The sequence below is a fragment of the Streptomyces sp. NPDC034037 genome (genome assembly GCF_055575715.1).
Genome location: NZ_JBVISC010000004.1, coordinates 506,191 through 526,849, shown reverse-complemented (window position 1 = coordinate 526,849; position 20,659 = coordinate 506,191). Strand labels below are relative to the sequence as shown.

General features: G+C 72.7%; 17 protein-coding genes. 6 read left to right on the top strand and 11 right to left on the bottom strand.

Annotated elements, in window-relative coordinates:
- Positions 1-47: 47 nt before the first annotated feature.
- Positions 48-1,847: an outer membrane protein assembly factor BamB family protein gene (locus ACZ516_RS17575; protein WP_361077762.1), complete on the bottom strand. Its 1,800-nt coding sequence runs from the start codon at positions 1,845-1,847 to the stop codon at positions 48-50.
- 156 nt (positions 1,848-2,003) lie between these two features.
- Entirely contained in the window at positions 2,004-3,815 is a 1,812-nt protein-coding gene (locus tag ACZ516_RS17570) for an ABC-F family ATP-binding cassette domain-containing protein (RefSeq protein ID WP_358579581.1), read from the bottom strand.
- Positions 3,816-3,972: 157 nt separating this feature from the next.
- On the opposite strand from ACZ516_RS17570, the gene ACZ516_RS17565 reads away from it, so the two are divergent.
- Positions 3,973-4,578 (top strand): Uma2 family endonuclease, encoded by a 606-nt coding sequence (locus ACZ516_RS17565; protein WP_469010928.1) that lies wholly within the window; start codon positions 3,973-3,975, stop codon positions 4,576-4,578.
- Here ACZ516_RS17565 and ACZ516_RS17560 read toward each other — a convergent pair.
- The 7 genes from ACZ516_RS17560 to rsmI form a co-directional block, all read right to left on the bottom strand.
- Complete coding sequence (locus ACZ516_RS17560) at positions 4,556-5,911, bottom strand: acyltransferase family protein (protein WP_469011036.1); 1,356 nt, start codon at positions 5,909-5,911, stop codon at positions 4,556-4,558. The genes ACZ516_RS17565 and ACZ516_RS17560 overlap by 23 nt on opposite strands.
- Before the next feature lie 109 nt (positions 5,912-6,020).
- Positions 6,021-6,914: a 4-(cytidine 5'-diphospho)-2-C-methyl-D-erythritol kinase gene (locus tag ACZ516_RS17555; RefSeq protein ID WP_469010927.1), complete on the bottom strand. Its 894-nt coding sequence runs from the start codon at positions 6,912-6,914 to the stop codon at positions 6,021-6,023.
- On the bottom strand, positions 6,911-7,777 hold the full coding sequence (gene rsmA / locus ACZ516_RS17550) for a 16S rRNA (adenine(1518)-N(6)/adenine(1519)-N(6))-dimethyltransferase RsmA (protein ID WP_358579590.1): 867 nt from the start codon (positions 7,775-7,777) through the stop codon (positions 6,911-6,913). Before rsmA ends, ACZ516_RS17555 begins: the two co-directional genes overlap by 4 nt.
- Before the next feature lie 74 nt (positions 7,778-7,851).
- On the bottom strand, positions 7,852-9,192 hold the full coding sequence (locus tag ACZ516_RS17545) for a ubiquitin-like domain-containing protein (RefSeq protein WP_469010925.1): 1,341 nt from the start codon (positions 9,190-9,192) through the stop codon (positions 7,852-7,854).
- Positions 9,193-9,293: 101 nt separating this feature from the next.
- Positions 9,294-10,169: a TatD family hydrolase gene (locus tag ACZ516_RS17540; RefSeq protein ID WP_358579596.1), complete on the bottom strand. Its 876-nt coding sequence runs from the start codon at positions 10,167-10,169 to the stop codon at positions 9,294-9,296.
- A 38-nt stretch (positions 10,170-10,207) separates the two neighbouring features.
- On the bottom strand, positions 10,208-10,615 hold the full coding sequence (locus ACZ516_RS17535) for a hypothetical protein (RefSeq protein WP_361077775.1): 408 nt from the start codon (positions 10,613-10,615) through the stop codon (positions 10,208-10,210).
- A 171-nt stretch (positions 10,616-10,786) separates the two neighbouring features.
- Complete coding sequence (gene rsmI / locus ACZ516_RS17530; RefSeq protein WP_469010924.1) at positions 10,787-11,683, bottom strand: 16S rRNA (cytidine(1402)-2'-O)-methyltransferase; 897 nt, start codon at positions 11,681-11,683, stop codon at positions 10,787-10,789.
- Positions 11,684-11,745: 62 nt separating this feature from the next.
- Here rsmI and ACZ516_RS17525 point away from each other — a divergent pair, with 62 nt between their 5' ends.
- The 5 genes from ACZ516_RS17525 (at position 11,746) to ACZ516_RS17505 (ending at position 18,780) form a co-directional block, all read left to right on the top strand.
- Entirely contained in the window at positions 11,746-13,485 is a 1,740-nt protein-coding gene (locus ACZ516_RS17525; RefSeq protein WP_469010923.1) for a dolichyl-phosphate-mannose--protein mannosyltransferase, read from the top strand.
- A gap of 120 nt (positions 13,486-13,605) precedes the next feature.
- A complete protein-coding gene (locus ACZ516_RS17520) occupies positions 13,606-15,237 on the top strand; it encodes a penicillin-binding transpeptidase domain-containing protein (protein ID WP_469010921.1) in 1,632 nt (543 codons plus the stop codon).
- A 211-nt stretch (positions 15,238-15,448) separates the two neighbouring features.
- Positions 15,449-17,209: a penicillin-binding transpeptidase domain-containing protein gene (locus ACZ516_RS17515; protein WP_469010919.1), complete on the top strand. Its 1,761-nt coding sequence runs from the start codon at positions 15,449-15,451 to the stop codon at positions 17,207-17,209.
- A gap of 156 nt (positions 17,210-17,365) precedes the next feature.
- On the top strand, positions 17,366-17,932 hold the full coding sequence (locus ACZ516_RS17510) for a YbaK/EbsC family protein (protein ID WP_469010917.1): 567 nt from the start codon (positions 17,366-17,368) through the stop codon (positions 17,930-17,932).
- Positions 17,929-18,780: a DMT family transporter gene (locus ACZ516_RS17505; protein ID WP_358579610.1), complete on the top strand. Its 852-nt coding sequence runs from the start codon at positions 17,929-17,931 to the stop codon at positions 18,778-18,780. Before ACZ516_RS17510 ends, ACZ516_RS17505 begins: the two co-directional genes overlap by 4 nt.
- 30 nt (positions 18,781-18,810) lie before the next feature.
- Here the strand turns inward: ACZ516_RS17505 and ACZ516_RS17500 are convergent, their stop codons facing one another.
- Positions 18,811-20,130, bottom strand: coding sequence for a UDP-glucose dehydrogenase family protein (locus tag ACZ516_RS17500; protein ID WP_469010915.1), 1,320 nt, complete (start codon positions 20,128-20,130; stop codon positions 18,811-18,813).
- 71 nt (positions 20,131-20,201) lie between these two features.
- Positions 20,202-20,636: an NUDIX domain-containing protein gene (locus ACZ516_RS17495; protein WP_469010913.1), complete on the bottom strand. Its 435-nt coding sequence runs from the start codon at positions 20,634-20,636 to the stop codon at positions 20,202-20,204.
- Positions 20,637-20,659 lie beyond the last annotated feature (23 nt).

The following is a 20,659-nucleotide window of genomic DNA, read 5'->3' as shown; positions in this document are numbered from 1 at the left end:
CTTGGGGACGCGGAGGGAGGAGAGGGTGAACCGGGCCGGGGACGCGCTCACTTGCCGTAGGCGAGCATCAGCTTCGCCGGGCCCGAGATGCTGCCCGTGAGACTGGTGGTGGAGATGTAGAACCGCCCGTCCACGTAGTCGACGTCCTTCGAGTAGAAGCCGCTCTCGATCTGCGCGGTGCCCTGCGGATGCCGCAGCAGGGTGCTCGGCTCGTGCGAGCCCGAGGTGGCGATGGAGACGACCCGGCCGCCGGCGCTGTACGACGGCTCGACGTAGGCGATCAGCTCGCCGTCCGACAGCTTCAGCGGGTACATCCGGTCGTCCAGCGGCGACTTCACGCGCCAGGCCTCCTTGCCGGTGGCCAGGCTGACGGCGACGATCTCGTTGGCGCCCTTGTCGTCGGTCGGCAGATAGAGGTTCTTGTCGTCGTTCGCCACGCCCAGGCAGCCGCCCAGTTCACGGTCGAGGATCGAAGTGCCGCAGTCGGGCGCGAAGTTGTCGGCCACGTCGACCTCGGAACGCGTCTCGGAGCTGTTCTCCTTCAGCACCGAGATGTTCCACTTCTTCTTCTCCTCGTTGCGGAGGTAGACGATCGTCGGGCTCGTCCCGTAGAGCTTGCGGACGCGCCAGCCCTTGGGGAACTTCTTGGTCCACAGGGCCTTGCCGGTCTTCGGGTCGAGCTGCTGGAGCTCGTCGTGCTCCTGGGGGGTGCTCGCGCCGCAGGACAGCGCCGTGAAGATCTTGCCGTCCCCGCCGGTGAACCCGCTGGGGAAGCAGGTGCCCTCTTCCTTCTTGTCCACGACGTAGAGCTTCTTGCCGTCGCTCATGCGCAGGGCCGTGCCGGACTGGTCGCGGCCGACCATCAGCACGTCGCCGACGAGGACGAGGTTGCTCTGCATGGAGAAGTCGAACAGGCCCTCCTCCTTGACCGACCTGCCCCAGCCCTTGTCCCCGGTCTTCAGGTCGATGACCTGGAGCTGGTTGCACTTGGCGTTGCTCTTGGCGCTGTCCTTGTAGGCGATGACGATCTTGCCGTCGTCGGTGGCCGCCCGGGTCGCCGCGCAGATCTTCTGCGGGAACTCGATGGCCGGCCACGCCGTTTTGCCGGTCTGCGCGTCGTAGGCGAAGAGCTGCTTGTAGGCGGCCTTGACCGCGGTGTCGCCCTGGATCCACATGCCCGGGCCGTCGGCTCCGGAGCCGGGCACCTTGGGCGCCTCCTTGTACCAGAGGACCTTCGCCTCGCCCGGCTTGCGGCCTTCGTTGAGGTCTTCCTTGCCCTCGTCGCCGTCGCCGTCGCCGGTACCGGGGTTGACGGGCGCGGAGGTGGTCGGCTTCGGGTCCTTGTTCTTCGCCTCGGACTTCTTCTTCCCGCCGTCGTCGTCACCGCCGACGACGGCCCAGGTGACACCGCCGGCGACGAGCAGCGCGGCCACGGCCGCGGCGGCGATCACCAGGAGCTTGTTGCGCTTGCCGTTGCCGCCACCGGGGCCGGGGCCGGGGCCGCCCGGTCCGGCCGGGAACTGCGGTTGCGTGGGCGGCTGCTGGGGGTAGCCGTACGAGGGCGGGGCGCCGTAGGGGCCGGGCTGCTGCGGCTGGCCGTACGGGCCGGGCTGCTGGGGCTGGCCGTAGGGGCCGGGCTGCTGGGGCTGGCCGTAGGGGCCGGGCTGCGGCGGCGGGCTGTACGGGCCGGGCCCGGCGGGCTGGGTCGGCTGCGCGTACGGGTTGTCGGCCGCGGGCGGCGGGGTCTGCGGATAGCCGTATCCCGGCTGCGCGGGCGGCTGCCCCGGTGGCGGATCCTGCGGAGCTCCGAAACCGCCGTGCGGCGGCTGGTTGGGCGGCTGAGTCATCAGCGCTTCCCCCTTCACTGATTTTCGGCACGCCAAATGGTGCTCAGGTCAGCCTTTCTATCACCCTGAACCCGTTCGAGACGGGGCCGGTCCAGCCCCTGTTCCCAAGGGAGGACCGGCCCGTGATGCGTCCGTTACGCGAGCCGCACGGAAGCTCTACGCATCCTCCGCCAGCTCCAACCAGCGCATCTCCAACGCCTCGCGCTCGCCCGCGAGTTCGCGCAGTTCGCCGTCCAATTTGGCCACCTTCTCGAAGTCCGTGGCGTTATCGGCGATTTGCGTGTGCAGCTTGGTCTCCTTCTCGGAGAGCTTGTCCAGCTGCCGCTCGATCTTCTGCAGTTCCTTCTTCGCCGCGCGGGCGTCGGCGGCGGAGACACCCTTCGGCGCGCTCTGCGCGGAGGCGGGCGCCGGCACCGGGGCGGGGGCGGCCTCGGTCATCCGCCGACGCCGCTCCAGGTACTCCTCGATGCCGCGCGGCAGCATCCGCATGCTCGCGTCGCCGAGGAGCGCGAACACCTTGTCCGTCGTCCGCTCCACGAAGAACCGGTCGTGGGAGATGACGACCATGGAGCCCGGCCATCCGTCGAGCACGTCCTCGAGCTGCGTCAGCGTCTCGATGTCGAGGTCGTTGGTCGGCTCGTCCAGGAAGAGGACGTTCGGCTCGTCCATCAGCAGCCGCAGCAGTTGCAGCCTGCGCCGCTCGCCGCCGGAGAGGTCGCCGACCGGCGTCCACTGCTTCTCCTTGTTGAACCCGAACGTCTCGCAGAGCTGCCCGGCGGTCATCTCCCGGCCCTTGCCGAGGTCGACGCGCTCGCGCACCTGCTGCACCGCTTCGAGGACCCGCAGGGTCGGCTTCAACTCGGCGACCTCCTGCGAGAGGTAGGCCAGCTTCACCGTCCTGCCCACGACGATCTTCCCGGCCACGGGCTGGACGTCGCCCTGGCTGCGGGCGGCGTCGGCCATGGCCCGCAGCAGCGAGGTCTTGCCCGCGCCGTTCACCCCGACCAGGCCGATGCGGTCGCCGGGGCCGAGCTGCCAGGTCAGGTGCTTGAGCAGCAGCTTCGGTCCGGCCTGGACGGAGACGTCCTCCAGGTCGAAGACGGTCTTGCCGAGCCGCGTCGTCGCGAACTTCATCAGCTCGCTGGTGTCGCGCGGCGGCGGTACGTCCGCGATCAGTTCGTTGGCGGCCTCGATGCGGAACTTGGGCTTGCTGGTGCGGGCCGGGGCGCCGCGGCGCAGCCAGGCCAGCTCCTTGCGCATCAGGTTCTGCCGCTTGCTCTCCTCGGTGGCGGCGATGCGCTCACGCTCCGCGCGGGCGAAGACGTAGTCGGAGTAGCCGCCCTCGTACTCGAAGACGGAGCCCTTCTGCACGTCCCACATGCGGGTGCACACCTGGTCCAGGAACCACCGGTCGTGCGTGACGCAGACCAGCGCCGAGCGGCGGGTGCGCAGGTGCTCGGCCAGCCACGAGATGCCCTCCACGTCGAGGTGGTTGGTCGGCTCGTCGAGGACGATCAGGTCCTGCTCGGCGATGAGCAGCTTGGCCAGCGCGATGCGGCGCCGCTCGCCGCCGGAGAGCGGGCCGATGACGGTGTCCAGGCCCTGCGGGAAGCCGGCCAGGTCGAGCCCGCCGAACAGGCCGGTCAGCACGTCCCTGATCTTGGCGCTGCCCGCCCACTCGTGGTCGGCGAGATCGCCGATGACCTCGTGCCGGACGGTGGCGGCCGGGTCCAGCGAGTCGTGCTGGGTCAGCACGCCGAGCCGCAGCCCGCCGTTGTGCGTGACGCGGCCGGTGTCGGCGTCCTCCAGCTTGGCGAGCATCCGGATCAGGGTGGTCTTCCCGTCGCCGTTGCGCCCGACGACGCCGATCCGGTCCCCCTCGGACACGCCGAGTGAGACGCCGTCGAGCAGGGCACGGGTGCCGTACACCTTGCTGACTGCCTCGACATTGACCAGATTGACGGCCATTTCTCTCCTGACAGGGGGGATCGATCGACTCTCCAGCGTAGTCGCCTCCTGAGGTCGGACCGCCGGGCGGATACGGGTACCGACTCGCTCACTCTTTGTGATGACGGATGCGGAATGTGGCGGCTACGGTGGGAGGGCAGGCCGAAGAATCCCGTCCATGGGAGGAACCATGACCGCCGAGTCCGTTGAGCAGCACGGGCGCTGGCCGGTGCCGCCGCCGACCGGCTACTCCGTGGACGACCTGTTCACGCTGCCCGATCTCCCGCCGCACACTGAGCTCATCGACGGGAGCCTGATCTTCGTGAGTCCGCAGAGCTACCTCCATCTCTTGTCGATCAAGCTCCTGGAGCGCGGTCTCGAGCAGACCCTGCCGACGGAGTTGAAGGTCGTACGCGAGATGAACGTAGTGATCGACCAGCACAACGCCCCTGAACCCGACCTCATCGTGGTCCGTGCCTGCGCCATCACCGATGACCGTCTGAGCCGCTTCCCGGTGCGGGACGTGCTCTTGGCCGTCGAGGTCGTGTCCCCGGAATCGGAGTCCCGCGACCGCACGACCAAGCCCCAGAAGTACGCCACGGCCGGGATCCCGAACTTCTGGCGCGTCGAACAGAGCGGGACCGGCCGCAGGCCCGTCATCCACGTCTACGAACTCGACCAGGTGACCAACGCGTACGTGCACGTGGGCATCCACCGCGACCAGATCAAGGTCAGCGAGCCCTACGACATCGACATCGACCTCACCGCCATCGACGTGCTCTGACCGGGCCTCCCGCCCGCTCCACCAGCAGCCACCCCGCCAGGGCCATCGCCACCGCCGCCGGTGCCGTGACGTGGACGGCGATCAGCATCGCCGTACGTCCCTCCAGCAGGCCCCCGAAGCCGACCATCGACAGGCCGAGCACCCCGAACAGGCAGAGCGTGACGCCGAGGGCCGCCGTCGGGCCCGAGGCCGCTCGCGGCAGGGCCTGTTGCCGCGCCGGCGCCGGGCGTTCGAAGCGGCGGAAGGCCGCCACCAGCGCCGCCGTCAGGGCCGCCGCCGCCGCGAGCCGCAGCGGCACCTGCGCCCACCACGCGGCGCTCGCGGGCTCCGGGAGCGGGACGTCGAGGGCGAGCAGCAGGCCGTAGACCCCGAGCATCGCCGTGAGGTGCCACAGGAACGCCGTCATGGAGACGCCGTTGGCCGCCACCACGCCGCGCCACACGCGGGGCCGGGTCAGCCACCGCGTCGCCGGGGCGCGCAGCAGTTCGACCGCGCCGACCAGCCACAGGCCGTGGCAGAGCAGGGCGAAGGTGGGCGGTGCCATGTTGGAGACGCGCTCGCCGGGCATGCCGACCATGGAGAGCGGATACGGGCCGAGGGCCACCAGCAGGGCGGCGCCCACCAGGCCGGTGCCCGCGAGGACGTACGGCATCCGCAGCCTGCCGTCCGCGCGCAGGAAGCCGAGCTGGTGCACGGCGAGCCAGACGAAGGCGAAGTTCAGGAACGCGACGTAGGGGACGCCGAACGCGAACCTCGCCACGTCCACCGCGCCCGCCGCCGTCACGAGCGCGCCGAACGCGCCCCAGCCCCACCGCTCGTGCAGCCGCAGCAGGGGCGGGGTGCAGGCGACCATCGCCAGGTAGACGCCGATGAACCACAGCGGCTGGGCGACGAGGCGCAGGGCGACGTCGAGCAGTCCGCCGCCTCGGCCGCCCAGTTGCAGGGCCAGCGCGAGGGCGCCCCATACGCCTATGAAGACCATGGTGGGCCGCAGCAGCCGCTGGAGCCGGGCCCGCAGGAAGGCCGAGTAGACGGAGCCGCCCCCGGACGCCTCGGTCTTGCGGCGCAGGGAGCGGTACGACAGCGCGTGCGAGAAGCCGCCGACGAAGAAGAACACCGGCATGATCTGCAGCGCCCAGGTGAGCGGTTGCAGCCGGGGTACGACGGCTAGCAGGTTGCCGACCTCGGCGCGGCCGTCGGCGCCGACGGTCACGGCCGCCATCAGCCAGTGCCCGGCGACGACCGTGCCGAGCGAGGCGACCCGCAGCAGGTCGATGTACCGGTCGCGCCCGGCGGGCGTCCCGGCGGCCAGTTCGCGCACGCTTGTTCCCATGGAGCTTGATGCCATGGACGTACGGTCGCGCGCGAGCGGCCCCCGGCATCAGGGTGCCCGTACTCAGATCCGCGGGTGAGTATCTGGGCACGCGGGCGGTGGGCGCCCGTCAGATCGTGCGGGCTCCCTGGGCCGGGGAGGTGGCGACGCGGGCCGTGCGGCAGGTCCCGGAGGCCGTCAGCGCGTCGGCCACCGTGCGTGCGGCGGCGGCGTCGGCCGTGAGGAACGCCGTCGTCGGGCCGGAACCGGAGACCAGCGCGGCCAGGGCGCCCGCCGCCGTGCCGGCCGCGAGGGTGTCGCGCAGCCGGGGGAAGAGGGAGAGCGCGGCGGGCTGGAGGTCGTTGGTGACGGTGGCGGCGAGGGCCTCGGCGTCGCCCTCGCGCAGGGCCTCCAGGAGCGCGGGGGACGCCTTCGGGGCGGGCGCGTCGGGAGTGAGCCGGTCGAACTCGCGGTAGACGGCGGGCGTGGAGAGCCCGCCGTCGGCGACGGCGAAGACCCAGTGGAAGGTGCCGCCGACCTCCAGCGGCGCGAGCCGCTCGCCCCGCCCGGTGCCGAGCGCGGCCCCGCCCACCAGGCTGAACGGCACGTCGCTGCCCAACTCGGCGCACAGGTCGAGCAGTTCGGCGCGGGTGGCGTGCGTGCCCCACAGCGCGTCGCACGCCACGAGCGCGGCGGCGCCGTCCGCGCTGCCGCCCGCCATGCCACCGGCGACGGGGATGTCCTTGGCGATGTGCAGGTGGACGTCGGGCGCGATGCCGTGCCGGGCGGCGAGCAGCTCGGCGGCGCGGGCGGCGAGGTTCGTGCGGTCCAGGGGCACCTGGTCGGACCCGGGGCCCTCGCAGGTCACCCGCAGCTCGTCGGCGGGCGCCGCCGTGACCTCGTCATAGAGGCTGACGGCGAGGAAGACGTTGGCGAGGTCGTGGAAGCCGTCGGGGCGGGCGGGGCCCACCGCGAGCTGGACGTTGACCTTCGCGGGGACCCGCACGGTCACTGCCGCGCTCACGCGCCCGCCCCCTTGTGCTCGGCGACGCGGGCGAACTCCTCGACGGTCAGGGCCTCGCCGCGGGCCTGCGGGGAGATGCCGGCGGCGACCAGCGCGGCCTCCGCGGCGGCCGCGGAACCGGCCCAGCCGGCCAGGGCGGCCCGCAGGGTCTTCCTGCGCTGGGCGAAGGCGGCGTCCACGACCGCGAACACCTCGCGCCGGGAAGCGGTGGTCTTCACCGGTTCGGCGCGGCGCACCAGCGAGACGAGGCCGGAGTCGACGTTCGGGGCGGGCCAGAAGACGTTGCGCCCGATGGACCCGGCGCGCTTGACGTCCGCGTACCAGTTGGCCTTCACCGACGGCACGCCGTACACCTTCGAGCCGGGGGCGGCGGCGAGCCGGTCGGCGACCTCCGCCTGCACCATCACCAGCGTGCGCTCGATGGTCGGGAAGCATTCGAGCATGTGCAGCAGGACGGGCACCGCGACGTTGTACGGGAGGTTCGCGACGAGCGCGGTCGGCGCCGGGCCCGGCAGCTCGCGCACCAGCATCGCGTCGCTGTGCACCAGCGCGAAGGAGTCGGCCTTGTGCGGGAGGCGGGCCCCGATGGTCGCGGGCAGGGCCCCGGCGAGCACGTCGTCGATCTCGACCGCGGTGACGTGGGCCGCGCTCTCCAGGAGCGCCAGGGTCAGCGATCCGAGGCCCGGGCCGACCTCGACGACGACGTCGTCCGGGCCGACCTCCGCGGTGCGGACGATGCGCCGGACGGTGTTGGCGTCGATGACGAAGTTCTGGCCGCGCTGCTTGGTGGGGCGTACGCCCAGGGCGGCGGCCAGTTCGCGGATGTCGGCGGGGCCGAGGAGGGTGCCGTGCTCAGTGCTCACCGCACCAGGTTACGGGGCCCGGCCCCCGGGCCTCCCGCGGCGCCCTGTCCCGCGTCCGGAAGCGACGAAGGGCCTCAGCCGTGCAGGCGGCGGCCGCAGTGGGGCCAGGGGCTCGCGCCCCGCTGGATGTAGAGCTTCTTCGCGCGGAAGGTCTGTTCCGCGGCGGGGGCGTTCTGGGGGCGGCCCGAGCCGCCGAGGGCCTGCCAGGTCCTGGTGTCGAACTGGTAGAGCCCGCCGTAGGTCCCCGAGGGGTCGACCGCCCCCGGACGCCCGCCCGACTCGCAGCGCGCGAGGGCGTCCCAGTCGAGGTGGTCCGCCCCGGCGACGGAGGACGGCCGCGGCTTGGTGCCGACCCGCACGATCCGGTTCAGGGGTTCGCGCACCACCTCGGAGCTGATCCGGCGCGGTCTCTGCTTGACGCCGTTGACGGAGCGCAGCGCGTAGGTGACGCGCCGGGCACCGGTCCGGCCCGCCTGGGCGACGACCTCCGTGCCCCGGAACAGCGTCGCGTCCCGCGTCCTCTCCACGGCGAAGGGGATCACCTCCTCGCGCACCTCCTTGGACCCCCTGATCCGCATGACGGTGACGGTCATCCCGTCGCGCGGGAAGCTGCCGGGCGCCACCGAGGTGGTGTCCTGCCCGCGCAGCGTGATCCCGGCCTCCGCGACGGCGTCCCGCACGGTGGCCGCGTTCGTACGGATGGTCCGCTCCCGCCCGTCCGCCATGATCGTGACGGTGCGTTCCGTGCGGACGGCGAGATCGAGTCCGGCGCGGCCGATGCGCCGGCTCCGCGAGGCCGACAGGTGCGCGCCCTGCGCGCGGACGCCGAGCTGGCGCAGGGCTCCCTCGACGGTGCGGGCCGTGGTCCACACCTCGCGGCGCTCGCCGTCGAGGAGGAGTCTGACGGGTCTGCCGTAGCGTACGGCGATCTCGTCGCCGCTGGTCAGGGCGGTGTCCACGGCGGGTGCGACGAGGTCGTGGGCGCCGACGGCGACGCCTTCGTCGGCGAGGAGCTCACCGACGTCGTCGGCGAAGGTGTGCAGGGTGCGCGGCTCGCCGTCGATGCTGAGCCGCACGGCCTTGTCGTCGGCGACGAACGCGGAGGTGCCGCCCGCGAGGAACGCCACGACGAGCGCCTGCGGCACCAGGCGCCGCAGCGCCTCGCCCCGCTCGGAGACCTGGCGGCGGTCCGGGCCCTGGGGGCCGTCGGAGCCCCGGGGCGCCTTGCGGCGGCGGGCGGCGCGGCGCGCCTCGGCCCGGCCGCCGACGGAGACGACCGTGGCCTGCAGCGGGAGGTCGCCGCCGCCCCCCGCCTCGTGGGGGACGTGGGCCCGGCCGTCCGGCACGGTCGGCTCGTACGAAGGGTCATGGGGCGCTTCGTACGTCTCGTACGTCCCGTACTGCGATGTGCTCACGATGACGCTCCAGAGGTCCGGACCGGGCGGTCAGAACCTAGCGGAGCGGCCGTCACTCTCCAAAGCGGGACGGCTACCCTGTGTCGTCGCGGCGTTGTCGGTCAGTAGTCGAAGGCGCGCGCGGTGTTCGCGGCGAGTGCCTCGGCCAGGGCGTCCTCGCCGATGCCGCGGACCTCGGCCATGGCGCGCACCGTGACCGGAATGAGATAGGGCGCGTTGGGCCGTCCGCGATAGGGGGCGGGCGTCAGGAACGGCGCGTCCGTCTCCACGAGCACGAGGTCGAGCGGCGCGACGGCCAGGGCGTCCCGCAGCCCCTGCGCGTTCTTGAAGGTGACGTTGCCGGCGAACGACATGAAGTAGCCGTTCTCCGCGCAGATCCGGGCCATCGCCGCGTCACCGGAGTAGCAGTGGAAGACGGTGCGCTCGGGGGCGCCCTCCTCCTTCAGGACGCGCAACACGTCCTCGTGGGCCTCGCGGTCGTGGATGACGAGGGCCTTGCCGTGCCGCTTGGCGATCTCGATGTGGGCGCGGAAGGACCGCTCCTGGGCGGCCATGCCCTCGGGCCCGGTGCGGAAGCGGTCCAGGCCGGTCTCGCCGACCCCCTTGACGTGCTCCAGCGCGGCGAGCCGGTCGATCTCGGCGAGCGCCTCGTCCAGCGCGCCGTCACCGCCCGCCGCGCGCTCCCCCTGCCGGGACCAGCCGTCGGGGTCGCCGAGGACGATGCGGGGCGCTTCGTTCGGGTGCAGGGCGACGGTGGCGTGCACCCGCTCGTGCTCGGCCGCGGTACGGGCCGCCCACTGGGACCCCCGCACGTCGCAGCCGACCTGGACGAGCGTGGTGACGCCCACCGACGCGGCCTTGGCGAGGGCTTCCGCCACCGTGCCCGTCTGCATGTCGAGGTGGGTGTGGGAGTCGGCGACCGCCACCCGCAGCGGTTCGGGCAGGGGCGGCGGCGCGTCGGCGTTCTTCGAAGGCATGCCCCGATCCTACGAAGCCGCCCCGTCGGCCTGCCGGCCTAGCGGCCCTTGCGGTGCTGGAAGGGGTGCAGCAGGTCGGACAGGTGCCAGTGGTGCTCCCCCTCGGCCGGTTCGGCGACCGGCTCCACGGGCCCGGCCGGCTTGCCGACGCGGCCGCCCTCGTGCTGGCGCCGCATCGTGTCCAGGACGGAGGACACCTGGCCGGCCCGCATGATGCGCACGACGTGGCCGCCGCAGTTCAGGCAGGTCGGGCGGGACAGGGGCGAGGGCACGTGCAGGCCGTCCGCCCGGTACATCACGAATTCCTGGCCGGCGGCGTCCACGTGGTGCTCTATCTCGTACGACTGCTCCCAGCCGTGCCCGCAGCGCATGCAGGCGAAGGCGTACGACTCGTGACCGACATTCAGTGCCGTGCGGGGGTGACCGGTGTCTGCGATCTCACTCATGCCGCTGCTCCTCTTGTCCGAGGGACGGGCACTTGTCCACACAGCAAGCGTCGTCGTCCCCTGACCAGTGGACGCCTTTGGGACGGCGAGCGCATCAGACCTGTCGAGCGTTGGAGCCGATTTGGCCTTTCCTTAGGAAAAGGGCCTGGTGCGCGGCCCGCGCTTTGCTTTTCACGATAGTCCTTTGCCCTTCGATGGGCCGCCCCGATCCGCGTTCTTTGCCGCCACGACGGCATCGAAGACCTCCCGCTTGGGCAGGCCCGCCTCGGCGGCGACCGCGGCGATCGCCTCCTTGCGCCGCTCCCCCGCCTCCTCGCGCACGCGCACCCTGCGCACCAGCTCGTCGGGCCCGATCTCGCCGGCGTCCTTCTCGGGGGCGCCCTCCACGACGACGGTGATCTCGCCGCGCACGCCGTCCGCCGCCCAAACGGCGAGGTCCTTCAGCGGACCGCGCCTGACCTCCTCGTACGTCTTGGTCAGCTCGCGGCAGACCGCGGCGCGCCGCTCGTCGCCGAACGCCTCGGCCATCGCGGCGAGCGTGTCGGCGATGCGGTGCGGGGCCTCGAAGTAGACGAGTGTCCTGCGGTCCCCGGCGACCTCCTTCAGCCGCGAGAGCCGCTCGCCGGCCTTGCGGGGCAGGAAGCCCTCGAAGCAGAAGCGGTCCACCGGCAGGCCGGACAGGGCGAGCGCGGTGAGCACGGCGGAGGGGCCCGGCACGGCGGTCACCCTGATGTCCCGCTCCACGGCGGCGGCGACCAGGCGGTAGCCGGGGTCGGAGACGGAGGGCATGCCCGCGTCCGTCACCAGGAGCACGCGGGCGCCGCCCACGAGGGCCTCGACGAGCTCGGGGGTCCGCGCGCTCTCGTTGCCCTCGAAGTACGAGACGACACGGCCGCCGACCTGCACCCCGAGCGCCTGGGTGAGCCGGCGAAGGCGCCGCGTGTCCTCGGCGGCGACGACGTCCGCCGACGCCAGCTCGGCGGCGAGGCGCGGCGGCGCGTCGGCGACATCGCCGATGGGAGTGCCTGCCAACACGAGGGTTCCGGGGGAATCTGCGCTTCCTGTCACGGATCCATCCTCGCAGGGCCCACGGACGGGACTCGCACAGTCTCGTTCCCTACGATGGCGCGGTGACCAGTACCGCGTCTTCCCCGGACACCCGCGAGGGCCAGGCAGCGCAGGAGCGGCGGCCCTCGTGGCAGCGGCGGCTGCGCCGATTCGGCCATGTGGCGCGGCCCGCGGACGACGTCGGGGCGCGGCTGGTCCCCCCGTACACCCGGCCCGGCCCCCGGCTGTGGACGACGCTCGGCCTGTCGGCGGCCGCCGCGGACCGGGTGGTGCGCCGGGCGGCCTGGCTCGGTCCGCTGCTGGTCACCCTGGTCGCCGGGGTGAGCCGGTTCTGGGACCTCGGCAACCCGAAGGCCGTGATATTCGACGAGACGTACTACGCGAAGGACGCCTGGGGGCTCATCCACCGCGGCTACGAGGTCAACTGGCCGGAGAAGATCAACGACGACGTGCTGCGGCAGGGCGGCGACATCGCGATCCCGCACGACGCCTCGTACGTGGTGCATCCGCCGGTCGGCAAGTACGTCATCGGGATCGGCGAATGGCTGTTCGGCTTCGATCCGTTCGGGTGGCGGTTCATGACGGCGGTGCTCGGCACGCTGTCGGTCCTGATGCTGTGCCGGATCGGGCGGCGGCTGCTGCGCTCCACGTTCCTCGGGTGCCTGGCGGGCGCGCTGCTCGCCGTGGACGGCCTGCACTTCGTGATGAGCCGCACCGCGCTGCTCGACCAGGTCCTGATGTTCTTCGTGCTCGCCGCCTTCGGGTGCCTCTTGATCGACCGGGACAAGGCGCGCGAAAGACTCGCGGCGGCGCTGCCCGTCGACGAGGACGGGATCGTGCGGCCCGACGCCCGCGTCGCCGAAACGGTGCGCCTGGGATGGCGGCCGTGGCGGTGGGCGGCCGGTCTCTGCCTCGGGCTCGCCTTCGGCACGAAGTGGAACGGCCTGTACGTCTTGGTCTTCTTCTGCCTGATGACCGTCCTGTGGGACGTCGGGGCGCGCCGCGTCGCCGGCGCGGTGCGGCCCTACCGGGCGGTGCTGCTGCGGGACGTGCTGCCCGCCTTCGTGTCGACAGTGCCGGTGGCGGTCGTCACGTACGTGGTGTCCTGGCTCGGCTGGATCCTCTCCCCGGCGGACGGCTCGGGCGGCTACTACCGCGACTGGGCGGCGACCCAGGGCCGGGGCGGCGGCTGGACGTGGCTGCCGGACTGGGTGCGCAGCCTGTGGCACTACGAGCACGCGGTCTACGAGTTCCACGTGGGCCTGTCCTCGCCGCACACCTACCAGTCCAACCCCTGGAGCTGGCTCGTCGACGGCCGGCCCGTCTCCTACTTCTACGAGTCGCCGCTGCCCGGCAAGGACGGCTGCCCGGCCGGCACCACCGAGAAGTGCGCCCGCGAGGTCCTCGCGCTCGGCACCCCGCTGCTGTGGTGGGTGGCGGGGTGCGCGCTCGTCTACGTCCTGTGGCGGTGGGCGTTCCGCCGCGACTGGCGGGCGGGCGCGATCCTCTGCGGGGTCCTGGCCGGCTATCTGCCCTGGTTCTTCTACCAGGAGCGGACGATCTTCTATTTCTACGCGGTCGTCTTCGTGCCGTTCCTGTGCCTGGCGGTGGCGATGCTCATCGGCGCGATGCTGGGGCCGGCCGGCTCCGGTGAGCGGCGCCGCGTCGCCGGTGCCGCCGCGTCCGGCGTCGTCGTCCTGCTCATCCTGTGGAATTTCATCTACTTCTGGCCCATCTATACCGGCACCGCCATTCCCATCGATTCCTGGCGGTCCCGAATGTGGCTGGACACCTGGGTCTGAGAGGCGGGACACCTTCCGATAACAGCCGTCCCCCCATTCCCTTCCTGCCCATAAAGTGCCGGAGGAAAGGCCTTCCCGGGCGACTCCTTGGGGAAGGCTCTCCTGGGGAGGGGGCGCATCGTGCGCAACGGAGCAAAGGCCGCTCTGGTCGGCGGGGTCTTCGCCGTCATGGTGGGGGGCGCCGGGTACGGCGCGTACAACCTGGTGAGCGGGGTCAGCGGTGGCGGCGGTTCCGCGGGGCCCGGCCTCGAGCAGGTGCGGACGGGGCCGCCCACCGGCGGCGAGGTGCGCGACACCGCCCGGCAGTTCCTCACGGCCTGGGCGAAGGGCGACGCCGGGCGGGCCGCCGCGTACACGAACCACGCCGAGGCCGCCCTGAGCGCCCTGACCGGCTACCGCGAGGACGCGCGGCTGACGAAGGTGCGGCTCACCCCGAAGCGGGCGTCCGGCGCGCGCGTGCCGTTCTCCGTGTCGGCCACGGTGTCGTACAAGGGCCGGAGCAAGCCTCTCGCCTACGACTCCGAGCTGACCGTCGTACGGGGCGAGACGACCGGCCGCCCGCTCGTCGACTGGTCGGCGGCCGTCCTGCACCCCGCCCTGAAGAAGGGCGACACGCTGGTGACGGGCGAGGCCGAGGCGCCGGCCCTCCAGGCGGTGGACCGCGCGGGCACCGTCCTGCACGCGAAGCAGTACCCCTCGCTCGGCCCGATCCTGGCCGACCTGCGCACGAAGTACGCCAGGACGGCGGGCGGCAGGCCGGGCGTGGAGCTGTACGTGCGACACGCCGACGAGGACGCCGGGACCCGCACGCTGCTCACCCTCGCCAAGGGCAGGCCCGGCAAGCTGCGCACAACGCTCAGCGCGCCCGTGCAGAAGGCGGCGGAGCAAGCGGTGCTGCGCAACCGCGACGCGTCGGTGGTCGCGGTCAAGCCGAGCACGGGCGAGGTCCTCGCGGTCGCCAACCACCGCGAGGACGGCTGGAACGCCGCGTTCCTCGGCAAGGTGGCGCCCGGCTCCACGATGAAGATCGTCTCGGCGGCGATGTTCCTCGACAAGGGCGTGGCCAAGGCGGACGGGCCCGCGCCCTGCCCGGCCACCGCGACCTGGCAGAGCCAGACCTTCCACAACCTCACGGGCCTCGCGCCCGACGAGTCCGCGACGTTCGCGGAGAGCTTCGCGCGCTCCTGCAACACCGCGTTCGTGAAGCTCGTGGACGAGGGCGGGCTCACCGACGCCTCCCTGACCGAGGAGGCCCGCGACGGCTTCGGCCTCGGCCTCGGCGACTGGAAGGTGGGCGTCCCCTCCTTCGACGGCTCCGTCCCGCCCTCCCCCGGCCCCGAGCGCGCCGCCAACGCCATCGGCCAGGGCACGGTCCAGCTGAACCCGCTGACCATGGCCTCGGTCACGGCGACCGCGATGACGGGCGCCTTCCGGCAGCCGGTGATCGTGCCGAGGTCCCTCGACGACCGCGAACTGGCCACCGCGCGCGGCCTGCCCGCCTCGACCGTGGCCCAGCTGCGCCGGATGATGCGCCGCACGGCGGTCAGCGGCACCGGGGCCCGGGTGATGGCGGGCCTGCCGGGGGACATCGGCGCGAAGACCGGGTCGGCGGAGGTCGGGGGGCAGGCGACGTCCGACAGCTGGTTCACCGGCTACCGGGGCGATGTGGCGGCCGCCGCGATGGTGCAGCGGGGCGGGCACGGCGGCGACGCGGCGGGGCCGATCGTCGCGGACGTGCTGCGGGTGGGGTGAGGGTGGTGCGGTCCGGGTGCAGGGGGCGCGGTTGACGCGGTGCGGGTCCGGCGCCCCGGCGGGCCCCGCCGACGAGGCGTGCGCAGGGTAGAGGGCGGGCCCGAACGCCGTGCGGCCGGACGGAAAAGTGGTCAAGGGCCTCGCCGTACGCCTCTAAGGTGGCCTTCCGGTGCGGAGCTTGGGGGCTCCCCGGGGAGACTGCGGAGGTTTTGTGGGCAAGCGAAGGCGCGCCGCCGGGCGCAAGGACGGCGGATCACGGGACACGCGGATGCGTCCGGGAGTGCTCGTGGGGGCGGCGGCCGTCGTCCTGTGCGGGGTGGGGGCCGCCGCGTACGCGCTCTCCGGTGGCCCCGGTTCCGGGTCGGGCGACTCGGCCGACGGGAAGCGGGTGGCCTCGGGGCCGCCGACGCCGGCCGAGGTGCGGGACACCGCGCGGGCGTTCCTCACGGCGTGGTCCAAGGGCGACGTGTCCCGGGCCGCCGCGCTGACGGACGACCGGGACGCGGCCCGCGAGGCCCTGACGTCCTACCGCGAGGAGGGCCGCTTCCGGGAGATACGGCTGACGCCGGGCAGGCGCTCCGGTACGGAGGTGCCCTTCAAGGCGGCCACCATGGTGGCGTACAAGGGGCAGAGCAAGCCCTTCGCCTACGCGTCCGAGCTGACGGTGGTGCGCCGGAAGAGCGACGGCAGGACGCTGGTCGCCTGGCGCCCCTCGGTCCCGCACCCCGAACTGCGGGCGGGCGACCGGCTGGTCACGGGGGAGGCGGGCGACCCGCCGATCAAGGCGGTGGACCGGGACGGCAAGGAGCTGACGGCGGCGAAGTACCCCTCGCTCGGGACGGTGCTGGACAGCCTGCGCGAGAAGTACGGCAAGAAGGCCGGCGGCCGGGCGGGCGTGGAACTTCGGGTGGTGCGGGCGGACGACGGACCGGCCGGCTCCGCGCGCGAGGGCGCTGCCGCGAACGGGGCCCCGGCCAAGAAGGACGGCGCGAGGTCGAAGAAGGACGACGCGAGGTCGACGCCCGACAAGACGCTCCTGACGCTCTCGTCGGGCACCCCGGGGACGCTGCGGACGACGTTCAGCGGTCGGTTGCAGGCCGCGGCGGAGCGGGAGACCGCCAAGCGGCAGCGCGCCTCCGTGGTCGTCGTCAAGCCGAGCACCGGTGAGATCCTGGCCGCCGCCAACTCCAACCCCACCGGCTTCAACATGGCCTTCCAGGGCTCCCTGGCGCCCGGCTCCACGATGAAGGTCATCAGCTCCTCCATGCTCCTGGAGAAGAAGCTGGCCGGGGTGGACAAGAAGCATCCGTGCCCCAAGTACGTGACGTACGGCGGCTGGAAGTTCCAGAACGACGACAAGTTCCAGATCAAGAACGGCACGTTCCGGGCGAGTTTCGCGCGCTCCTGCAACACGGCCTTCATCAGCCGCGCCAAGAAGCTGGAGAACGACTCGCTGACCCGGCAGGCGCAGGACGTCTTCGGCCTCGGCCGCGACGACTGGTCGATCGGCGTGCCGTCCTTCGACGGCGCGGTCCCGGTCCAGTCGGACGCCCAGATGGCGGCCTCGCTGATCGGGCAGGGCGGGGTGCGGATGAACCCCCTGAACATGGCGTCGGTCGCGGCGACGGTGAAGTCCGGCAGGTTCCGCCAGCCCTACCTGGTCTCGCCCGACCTCGACGACCGCACGCTCGCGACGGCGCCGCGCAGGATGTCGGGGGCGACGGCCTCGGCGCTGCGGGACCTCATGCACTACACGGCGGTGGCCGGCACCGCGGCGGAGCCGATGCGGGGCCTTGGCTCCGACGCCGGCGCGAAGACGGGCTCGGCGGAGGTCGACGGCCAGAAGAAGCCGAACGGCTGGTTCACGGCGTACCGGGGCGACCTGGCCTCGGCGGCGGTCGTGCAACAGGGCGGCCACGGCGGGGATTCGGCGGGCCCGCTGGTACGGGCGATGCTGCTGGCCGGGGGCTGAGCCGGGGGCCGAGGCCCCAGGGCCCCGGGGGCTGCCGTACCGGGGCGGCGGGTTCCAGGGGAAGCTCCGCCGGGTGCTCTACCGGGCCCCTGTCCGGTGTCCGCCATGCGGATACGCGGTCGCATGTCCCGTACACGGACCGCTAGCGTGCCGCGCATGAGCACTTCTGAACGCGCCGCGTCCGCAGAGCCCGCCGGCACCGGGGGCGCCGCCCCGGCCGGGTCCGTGGAACCGGCCGAGTCCGCCGCCCACCCCCGTTTCGCCGCCGCCCTGCGTGAGCTGGGCCTGGCCGAGGTGATCGGCCGGGCCCGCCGCTTCCCGGAGCAGACCCGTACCGCGCAGGAGGCGGCGGACGCGATCGGCTGCGAACTGAGCCAGATCTGCAAGTCGCTGATCTTCGCGGCGGACGGCGTGCCGGTCCTGGTCCTGATGGACGGCGCGTCCCGGGTCGACGTGGAGCTGGTGCGGCGGGAGTTGGGCGCGGAGAAGGTCACGCGGGCCAAGGCGGATGTGGTCCGGGAGACCACCGGTTACGCGATCGGCGGGGTGCCGCCCTTCGGCCACGCCGCCAGGACCCGCGTCCTCGCCGACCGTTCGCTCCTCGCCCACGACGTGGTGTGGGCGGCGGCGGGCACCCCCTACGCCGTCTTCCCCATGGACCCCGAGTCGCTGATCGCCCATGCGGGCGGCACCCCGGTGGACGTGCGCGAGACCGCGCGGTGACCCCGCTGGTCGCGGCGGCGGTCCTGCTCGCCGCCGTCACGCACGCCGCCTGGAACGCGATCGCCCACCACATCACGGACAAGCTGGTCGGCTTCACGCTCATCGCCGGCGGCGGCACGCTGATCGGCCTGCTGCTGGCCCCCTTCGTGGCGCTCCCCGCGGCGGGGGCCTGGCCCTACCTGGTCCTCTCCGCCCTCCTGCACGTGGGCTACTACGCCCTGCTCATGCGGTCGTTCAAGCTCGGTGACTTCGGCCAGGCGTACCCCATCGCGCGCGGCACGGCGCCGCTGGTGGTGACGGTCCTCGCGGCGGTGTTCGCGGGCGAGACCCCGGATGGCCGGCAGGCGGCGGGCGTAGCCGTGTCGTGCGCGGGCCTGACGTGCCTCGCCCTGTGGGGCATACGGGGCTCGGGGCGCCGCCCGGACTGGCCGGCGATCGGCGCGGCCCTCGCGACGGGCGTCTCCATCGCGGCGTACACGGTGGTGGACGGCCTCGGCGTGCGCGCCTCCGGCTCCTCGATGGGCTACATCGCGTGGCTGATGATCCTGGAGGGCCTCGCGATCCCGCTCTACGCGGCGTACCGCTGGCGCGGCGAACTCCCCGCGAGACTCCGCCCGTTCGCGGCGGTGGGCCTGCTCGGCGCGGCCCTGTCGGTCTCGGCGTACGGCCTGGTCCTGTGGGCCCAGACCAAGGCGGCCCTGGCCCCGGTCTCGGCCCTGCGGGAGTCCTCGATCATCGTCGGCGCGGCGATAGGCGCGATCTTCTTCAAGGAACGCTTCGGCACACCGAGGCTGGTCGCGGCGGGGCTGATGGTGGCGGGCATCGGGTTGATGCTGCACGCGGGGTAGGCGGCGCCGGGCCCGTCATCGGTCCGTGGCTCAGGGGCAACCGAGTGCGCGGAAGTTCCAGCCGGCCTCGCGCCAGGCGACCGGGTCGAGGGTGCCCCGGCCGTCGATCACGTTCGGCACCGAGACGCCGGCCGCGAGCCGACGCGGGTCCACGAGGGAGAACTGCGGCCATTCGGTCAGATGCAGCAGCAGGTCGGCGTCCTGCACGGCGATGACGGGGTCGGCGACGAAGTCGAGTTCCGGACACGTCTTGCGCGCGTTGTCCAGAGCCTTCGGGTCGCTGACGGTGACCTCGGCACCGAGCTCGTGCAGTTTCTGGGCGACGGCCAGGGCGGGCGAGTCACGGATGTCGTCGGTCCCGGGCTTGAACGCGGCGCCCCAGACGGTGATCCGCTTCCCTCCGAGGTCACCGTCCAGTTGCCGTCGGGCGAGCTCGACGGTGCGTTCGCGACGCCGGTCGTTGATCGCGTCGACCTCGCGGAGGATCGCCAGTGAGCGGCCGACACCGAGTTCCTCGGCGCGGGCCACGAACCCCCGGAGGTCCTTGGGGAGGCAGCCCCCACCGAAACCGAGGCCGGGCCGCAGGCCATGCCGCCCGATGCGGGCGTCCTGGCCGAGGATGTCCGCGAGGCAGCCCACGTCGGCCCCGGCGGCCTCACAGACCTCGGCGATCGCGTTGATGAACGAGATCTTCGTGGCGAGAAAGGCGTTCGCGGACGCCTTGACGAGTTCGGCCGTGGCACAGTCCGTGACGAACATCGGCGTCCCCGAGGCGGTGATCCTCCCGAAGCACTGCCGCAGCACCGCCTCGGCCCGGGAGTGGTGGGCGTCGACTCCGAGGACGAGCCGGTCGGGTCGGAGGGTGTCCTCGATCGCGTGCGACTCGCGCAGGAACTCTGGATTCCAGACCACCTCGACGGCGTCCCCGGCGGGTGCGTACTCGTGCAGCATGTCGCGCACGCGCGGCGCGGTGCCGACCGGGACGGTCGACTTCACCGCGACGACGGCCGGATTCGTCAGGCGGGGGGCGAGCCGGCGGACGGCGCCGAACAGCTGGGAGAGGTCGTAGTCGGATGTGCCCGGCTGCTGCGGGGTGCCGACCCCGATGAAGTGCAGATCAGCGAAGGCGGCGGCCTCCGCGTAGGAGGCGGTGAAGGCGAGCCGCCCCGTGGCCGTGTACTTGGCGAGCATGTCGTCGAGGCCGCGTTCGTGAAAGGGAGCCTTGCCGGAGTTGAGGATCGCGACCTTGTCCATGTCACTGTCCATGCCGAGGACCTCGTGGCCGAGTTCGGCCATGCAGGCCGCGTGAGTGGCGCCGAGGTGGCCGCAGCCGATCACGGTGAGCTTCATGAGCAGGTTCCTTCGCGAGGTGGGGGCGGCCGACGGACGCCACCTCGGCCCGGCCCGAAGGGGCGGGACGTTCAGGCGGGCCGGGCGGCCAGATGACGGTTGATCCCGTCCCGGATGAACGGCGGGATTCTGCGCAGTGCGAGATCTTGAGGGGGGCAGAACTGGAGCCTGACGCCCTCCGTGAGGGACAGGCGCGTCTCGTCGCCGCTCCAGGAGGCGGCGAAGAACGTGATCAGCTGTCCCGAACCGTGTTCGTCGCGGATGTCGAAGAGCTCGGTCAGGTCGTCGACGGCAAGGCCTGCTTCTTCGTCCAGTTCGCGGACCAGCGCCTCGGCAGGGGTTTCGCCGGGGTCGCAGCCGCCGCCGAGCACGCTCCAGTGGTCCGGCCAGGCGATGCAGGGCAGGTCGTCACGGAGGTGGAGGAGCACTTCGCCGCGGCGGTTGGTGATGATCGCGACCGCGCCACGGGCGGTGGCCGGGCTTTCGGGGGTGGTCTCCTGACGCATGCGGACACGGTAGTGAGGGCGTC